At 57.8% G+C, this 5,315-nt stretch carries 3 rRNA genes; all 3 read right to left on the bottom strand.

The features are described 5' to 3' along the window. Positions 1 to 2: 2 nt before the first annotated feature. A 5S ribosomal RNA gene (rrf, locus tag V1J52_RS25930) occupies positions 3 to 119 on the bottom strand. Positions 120 to 252: 133 nt separating this feature from the next. Then, a 23S ribosomal RNA gene (locus V1J52_RS25925) occupies positions 253 to 3,377 on the bottom strand. Between the two features lie 300 nt (positions 3,378 to 3,677). After that, positions 3,678 to 5,205 (bottom strand): 16S ribosomal RNA (locus tag V1J52_RS25920). Together the 16S, 23S and 5S rRNA genes form the textbook arrangement of a ribosomal RNA operon. Between the last annotated feature and the right edge of the window lie 110 nt (positions 5,206 to 5,315).

The raw sequence follows: 5,315 nt of genomic DNA, 5'->3' as shown, positions 1-5,315 counted from the left end.
TTGTTCGGCGGCGTCCTACTCTCCCACACACTCCCGCATGCAGTACCATCGGCGCTGAAAGGCTTAGCTTCCGGGTTCGAAATGTAACCGGGCGTTCCCCTAACGCTATAACCACCGAAACCCCATCACCACCCCCACCAAGGAGGGCGGAAACCTGACAAGGTCAGCGAACAAGCACTCTATTCACATATAGACCAGCTCAACCAGAAGACCATTTGCTGTCTGGGAGCTACACAGTGGACGCAAGCAACTACGGACAAGCCCTCGGCCTATTAGTACCGGTCAACTCCAGCCATTACTGACCTTCCATCTCCGGCCTATCAACCCGGTCGTCTACCGGGAGCCTTACCCCATCAAGTGGGAGGGAGCCCTCATCTCGAAGCAGGCTTCCCGCTTAGATGCTTTCAGCGGTTATCCTTTCCGAACGTAGCCAACCAGCCATGCCCTTGGCAGAACAACTGGCACACCAGAGGTCCGTCCGTCCCGGTCCTCTCGTACTAGGGACAGCCCTTCTCAAGACTCCTACGCGCACAGCGGATAGGGACCGAACTGTCTCACGACGTTCTAAACCCAGCTCGCGTACCGCTTTAATGGGCGAACAGCCCAACCCTTGGGACCGACTCCAGCCCCAGGATGCGACGAGCCGACATCGAGGTGCCAAACCATCCCGTCGATATGGACTCTTGGGGAAGATCAGCCTGTTATCCCCGGGGTACCTTTTATCCGTTGAGCGACGGCGCTTCCACAAGCCACCGCCGGATCACTAGTCCCGACTTTCGTCCCTGCTCGACCCGTCAGTCTCACAGTCAAGCTCCCTTGTGCACTTACACTCACCACCTGATTACCAACCAGGCTGAGGGAACCTTTGGGCGCCTCCGTTACCCTTTAGGAGGCAACCGCCCCAGTTAAACTACCCACCAGACACTGTCCCTGATCCGGATCACGGACCCAGGTTAGACATCCAGCACGACCAGAGTGGTATTTCAACAACGACTCCCCGACCACTAGCGTGACCGGCTCACAGTCTCCCACCTATCCTACACAAGCCGAACCGAACACCAATATCAAGCTATAGTAAAGGTCCCGGGGTCTTTCCGTCCTGCTGCGCGAAACGAGCATCTTTACTCGTACTGCAATTTCACCGGGCCTATGGTTGAGACAGTCAAGAAGTCGTTACGCCATTCGTGCAGGTCGGAACTTACCCGACAAGGAATTTCGCTACCTTAGGATGGTTATAGTTACCACCGCCGTTTACTGGCGCTTAAGTTCTCAGCCTCGCCCCGTCGAAACAGAGCTAACCGGTCCCCTTAACGTTCCAGCACCGGGCAGGCGTCAGTCCGTATACATCGCCTTACGGCTTCGCACGGACCTGTGTTTTTAGTAAACAGTCGCTTCTCGCTGGTCTCTGCGGCCACCCCCAGCTCAAGGCGCAAAGCCCATCACCAGAAGAGGCCCCCCTTCTCCCGAAGTTACGGGGGCATTTTGCCGAGTTCCTTAACCATAGTTCACCCGAACGCCTCGGTATTCTCTACCAGACCACCTGAGTCGGTTTAGGGTACGGGCCACCATGAAACTCGCTAGAGGCTTTTCTCGACAGCATAGGATCATCCACTTCACCACAACGGCTCGGCATCAGGTCTCACCCCACACGAGAGACGGATTTACCTACCTCTCGGGCTACACCCTTACCCCGGGACAACCACCGCCCGGGATGGACTACCTTCCTGCGTCACCCCATCACTCACCTACTACCCCCTCGGGTCAGCGGCTCCACCACACCCATGCTGTCCAAAGAACAACACAGGGGGCTTCACGGCCTTAGCATCAGAAGATTCAGTGTTGGACGCTTCACAGCGGGTACCGGAATATCAACCGGTTATCCATCGACTACGCCTGTCGGCCTCGCCTTAGGACCCGACTTACCCTGGGCAGATCAGCTTGACCCAGGAACCCTTAGTCAATCGGCGCAAGAGTTTCCCACTCTTGTATCGCTACTCATGCCTGCATTCTCACTCGTGAACCGTCCACAACTACCTTACAGTGCTGCTTCACCCGGCACACGACGCTCCCCTACCCACCCACACACCCATTAAGGCTACTTGTGTGAGTGACACGACTTCGGCGGTGTACTTGAGCCCCGCTACATTATCGGCGCGGAATCACTTGACCAGTGAGCTATTACGCACTCTTTCAAGGATGGCTGCTTCTAAGCCAACCTCCTGGTTGTCTCTGCGACTCCACATCCTTTCCCACTTAGCACACGCTTAGGGGCCTTAGTCGATGCTCTGGGCTGTTTCCCTCTCGACCATGGAGCTTATCCCCCACAGTCTCACTGCCGCGCTCTCACTTACCGGCATTCGGAGTTTGGCTAAGGTCAGTAACCCGGTAAGGCCCATCGCCTATCCAGTGCTCTACCTCCGGCAAGAAACACACGACGCTGCACCTAAATGCATTTCGGGGAGAACCAGCTATCACGGAGTTTGATTGGCCTTTCACCCCTAACCACAGGTCATCCCCCAGGTTTTCAACCCTGGTGGGTTCGGGCCTCCACGACCTCTTACAGCCGCTTCACCCTGCCCATGGCTAGATCACTCCGCTTCGGGTCTAGGGCACGCTACTCAACGCCCTCTTCGGACTCGCTTTCGCTACGGCTCCCCCACACGGGTTAACCTCGCAACATACCGCAAACTCGCAGGCTCATTCTTCAAAAGGCACGCAGTCACGACCGCGCATGCAAGCACACACGGCGACGCTCCCACGGCTTGTAGGCACACGGTTTCAGGTACTATTTCACTCCGCTCCCGCGGTACTTTTCACCATTCCCTCACGGTACTATCCACTATCGGTCACCAGGGAATATTTAGGCTTAACGGGTGGTCCCGCCAGATTCACACAGGATTTCTCGGGCCCCATGCTACTTGGGTGATCCTCAAACGAGTTGCTGACGTTTCAGCTACGGGGGTCTTACCCTCTACGCCGGGCCTTTCGCATGCCCTTCGCCTACACCAGCAATTTTTTACTCGCCGACCAGCCGGCAGACCGGTCAAGAGAACTCCCACAACCCCGCACACGCAACCCCTGCCGGGTATCACACGCCTGCGGTTTAGCCTCATCCGGTTTCGCTCGCCACTACTCCCGGAATCACTGTTGTTTTCTCTTCCTGCGGGTACTGAGATGTTTCACTTCCCCGCGTTCCCTCCACACTGCCTATGCGTTCAGCAGCGGGTGACAGCCCATGACGACTGCCGGGTTTCCCCATTCGGACACCCCCGGATCACAGCTCGGTTGACAGCTCCCCGGGGCCTATCGCGGCCTCCCACGTCCTTCATCGGTTCCTGGTGCCAAGGCATCCACCGTGCGCCCTTAAAAACTTGGCCACAGATGCTCGCGTCCACTGTGCAGTTCTCAAACAACAACCAGCCACCCACCACCCCACCACAACAGGCGAGTTCACTGGGACCGGCAACCCAAGGACACCAGCCACACGGCCGCACCCTCAGACACCCAACAGCACACCCCACCAGCCCCATCCGGCCACCCCCGCTTTCCACACCCCCCGCAAAACGAGGAGCCGTACTCACAGCAAGCAACCCGACCAGACCGGTCGAATAGTCAACGTTCCACCCATGAGCAACCACTCCGGGACACTCGCCCGAAGCTGGCTATATGCTCCTTAGAAAGGAGGTGATCCAGCCGCACCTTCCGGTACGGCTACCTTGTTACGACTTCGTCCCAATCGCCAGTCCCACCTTCGACGACTCCCTCCCTTACGGGTTAGGCCGCCGGCTTCGGGTGTTACCGACTTTCGTGACGTGACGGGCGGTGTGTACAAGGCCCGGGAACGTATTCACCGCAGCAATGCTGATCTGCGATTACTAGCGACTCCGACTTCATGGGGTCGAGTTGCAGACCCCAATCCGAACTGAGACCGGCTTTTTGAGATTCGCTCCACCTCACGGCATCGCAACTCATTGTACCGGCCATTGTAGCACGTGTGCAGCCCAAGACATAAGGGGCATGATGACTTGACGTCGTCCCCACCTTCCTCCGAGTTGACCCCGGCAGTTTCCTGTGAGTCCCCATCACCCCGAAAGGCATGCTGGCAACACAGAACAAGGGTTGCGCTCGTTGCGGGACTTAACCCAACATCTCACGACACGAGCTGACGACAGCCATGCACCACCTGTACACCGACCACAAGGGGGACCGTGTCTCCACGGTTTTCCGGTGTATGTCAAGCCTTGGTAAGGTTCTTCGCGTTGCGTCGAATTAAGCCACATGCTCCGCCGCTTGTGCGGGCCCCCGTCAATTCCTTTGAGTTTTAGCCTTGCGGCCGTACTCCCCAGGCGGGGAACTTAATGCGTTAGCTGCGGCACGGACGACGTGGAATGTCGCCCACACCTAGTTCCCAACGTTTACGGCGTGGACTACCAGGGTATCTAATCCTGTTCGCTCCCCACGCTTTCGCTCCTCAGCGTCAGTATCGGCCCAGAGATCCGCCTTCGCCACCGGTGTTCCTCCTGATATCTGCGCATTTCACCGCTACACCAGGAATTCCGATCTCCCCTACCGAACTCTAGCCTGCCCGTATCGAATGCAGACCCGGAGTTAAGCCCCGGGCTTTCACATCCGACGTGACAGGCCGCCTACGAGCTCTTTACGCCCAATAATTCCGGACAACGCTCGCACCCTACGTATTACCGCGGCTGCTGGCACGTAGTTAGCCGGTGCTTCTTCTGCAGGTACCGTCACTTGCGCTTCTTCCCTGCTGAAAGAGGTTTACAACCCGAAGGCCGTCATCCCTCACGCGGCGTCGCTGCATCAGGCTTCCGCCCATTGTGCAATATTCCCCACTGCTGCCTCCCGTAGGAGTCTGGGCCGTGTCTCAGTCCCAGTGTGGCCGGTCGCCCTCTCAGGCCGGCTACCCGTCGTCGCCTTGGTAGGCCATCACCCCACCAACAAGCTGATAGGCCGCGGGCTCATCCTGCACCGCCGGAGCTTTCCACACATCGGAGATGCCTCCATGTGTCGTATCCGGTATTAGACCCCGTTTCCAGGGCTTGTCCCAGAGTGCAGGGCAGATTGCCCACGTGTTACTCACCCGTTCGCCACTAATCCACCACCGAAGCGGCTTCATCGTTCGACTTGCATGTGTTAAGCACGCCGCCAGCGTTCGTCCTGAGCCAGGATCAAACTCTCCGTGAATGCTTGAACCAAGCACACACAGTGAGAGCGGCACCACCGGGAGGAATAATCCCGGCCGGTGCACAGCGTCCTCGCTGTTGTGTATCTCAAAGAAACCTCACCCCACCCGG

The organism is Streptomyces solitudinis (genome assembly GCF_036323765.1).
Classification (GTDB): Bacteria; Actinomycetota; Actinomycetes; order Streptomycetales; family Streptomycetaceae; genus Streptomyces.
The sequence above is the reverse complement of the archived record's forward strand: the minus strand, read 5'-3'. Positions and strand labels throughout refer to the sequence as shown.